Annotated in this window: 3 protein-coding genes; all 3 read left to right on the top strand. The window is 41.1% G+C overall.

Features of this window, described 5'->3' with window-relative positions; genetic code table 11:
* Positions 1-396, top strand: a 396-nt coding sequence (locus AC075L_RS07370) for a carbohydrate ABC transporter permease (protein ID WP_476387461.1), incomplete at its 5' end; no start/stop codon positions are given.
* Positions 397-411: 15 nt separating this feature from the next.
* Positions 412-1,722: an alpha-L-fucosidase gene (locus AC075L_RS07375; protein WP_476387462.1), complete on the top strand. Its 1,311-nt coding sequence runs from the start codon at positions 412-414 to the stop codon at positions 1,720-1,722.
* Between the two features lie 8 nt (positions 1,723-1,730).
* The coding region (locus AC075L_RS07380) for a Gfo/Idh/MocA family protein (protein WP_476387463.1) at positions 1,731-2,380 on the top strand (650 nt) is incomplete at its 3' end.

Below are 2,380 nucleotides of genomic sequence, written 5' to 3' on the forward strand. Positions count from 1 at the left end.
TCTTGCAGTGGAATTGCAGTCAGTTTTTTTGTAATAAAGAATTATTATGACAATATTCCAAGGGAACTTGAAGAGGCCGCCAGAATCGATGGCTGTGGTTATGTACAGACATGGATAAAGGTGATTTTTCCCATTGCGCGTCCGGGAATTATGACCGCTGCTGTGCTTGCGTTTTTGAATAATTGGAACGAGTATTACTGGGCATCTCTTGTGTTGATCACAAGAGAAAAACTGACAGTTCCTGCGTTATTGTCTACTTTTACAACTGCATTCAACACCAATTACAATGGACTGTTTTCTGCCATGGTGATTATTATTTTGCCACCTGTACTTCTGTATTGTATTTTCAGTAGATTTTTCATTGAGGCACTTTCCGGCGGAGCAGTAAAAGGATGATAGGAGAACAGAGATATGAATGAAGAAATAAGACAGCGTACCAGATGGTTTATGGAGGCAAGATTTGGCATGTTTATCCACTGGGGATTGTATTCTATCCCGGCATGTGGTGAGTGGATGATGTCAGAAAAAGAGATGACAACAGATGAGTACCACAAATATTTTGAGCAGTTTAATCCTGTTGATTATGATCCAAAGAAATGGGTTCACTTGGCGAAAAAGGCGGGAATGAAGTATGCAGTTCTTACTGCAAAGCATCATGACGGTTTCTGTCTGTTTGATTCCAAACTGACAGATTACAAGGCAACAAACACAAAGGCGGGAAGAGACTTGGTGAAAGAATTTGTGGAGGCTTGTCGCGAAGAAGGATTAAAGGTTGGCTTGTATTTTTCCATTATTGACTGGCATCATCCTGACTTTCCGAAATACGGAGACAGACAACATCCTATGAGAAACAATCCGGCATATCAGGATGAAAAGGTTGATTTTGACAGGTATCTTGCGTACATGCATGGACAGGTAAAGGAACTCGTAACAGGATATGGCAAGCTGGATCTCCTGTGGTTTGACTTTTCCTATGATGATATGACAGGAGAAAAATGGAAGGCTACAGAATTGATTAAAATGGTTCGAAGCTATCAGCCGGATGTGATTATCGACAATCGTCTGGAAGGAGCGGGGGATAACCATGGCAGCATTACAACTGATGAACCGTTGATTTATAGTGGAGATTTTGCCAGTCCGGAGCAGATTATTCCGCCAAATGGTGTGTGCGATAATAAAGGGGAGACTATTCCATGGGAACTTTGTGCGACAATGAATAACCACTGGGGATACTGCAATTTTGATCATCAATACAAGACACCTCAAATGCTTGTGCGCAAGCTGGTGGAGTGCGTTAGCAAGGGCGGAAATATGATACTAAATGTAGGACCGGATGCCCGGGGGAATATTCCGGAGGAAAGTGTACAAATTCTTACAGAAGTAGGAAAATGGATGGAAAAAAATGGAGAAAGCATTTATGCCTGTGGAATTTCAAAGTTCGAGAAGCCGGAATGGGGAAGATACACACAAAAAGGAAATACGATTTATGCTCATGTTTATGAGACTCCACTAGGGGCGTTGCCTTTGTATGGAATCGGACCGGATAAATTAGAATCTGTTACATATCTTGCCGACGGAAGTGAGGTTAATAGGGGAGAGGCCTGGAATACAGTGCTGTACCCGGATGTGGCGTTTGTGTCATTTGGAGAAAATCCTGTATTTACTTATTCTCTGCCGGATGAAAAGGATACTGTTTTGAAAATTCGTTTACGACAGGGGTGAAACTGAAAATGAAAAAAGTAACTGGTATTTTAATTGGAGCAGGTCTCAGGGGAGGCTATGTATATTCTCAGTATGCAATAGATCATCCAGATGAATTCCAGGTGGTAGCAGTCGCAGAGCCAGATAAAGAGCGTAGAGAAATGTTTGCGGCCAGACATCACATTCCACCAGAATTATGTTTTGAAAGTTATGAGAAGATGCTGGGTAAAGAGAAAATGGCAGACTGTGCAATGGTTTGCACACAGGACAAAATGCATTATGAACCTGTTGCAATAGCAATGGAAAAAGGTTACCACGTACTCTGTGAAAAACCGATGTCTCCGAAGAAAGAAGAAATTATTAATATGGGAAAGATGGCGAAGAAATATAATAGGATTCTGTCTGTGTGTCATGTACTTCGATATTCACCATTTTTCTCAAAGATAAAGGATTTACTGGAATCGGACAGAATTGGCAGACTAATGACTATTCAACATATAGAAGAGGTTGGCTACTGGCATCATGCTCATAGTTTTGTAAGAGGTAACTGGCGGAATGCAGAAGAGACCAGTCCTATGATTTTGCAGAAATGTTGTCATGATATGGATATTATGCTATGGCTGGCAGACAGCAGATGTGAAAGTATCAGTTCTTTTGGTGAATTGTCTTATTTCAAGGA

Source organism: Blautia sp. ZXY-1-B12 (assembly GCF_056339915.1).

Bases quoted from the DNA above. Each gene is read 5' to 3' on its own strand.
- AC075L_RS07375 (WP_476387462.1), top strand. From the start codon at position 412: ATGAATGAAGAAATAAGACAGCGTACCAGATGGTTTATGGAGGCAAGA.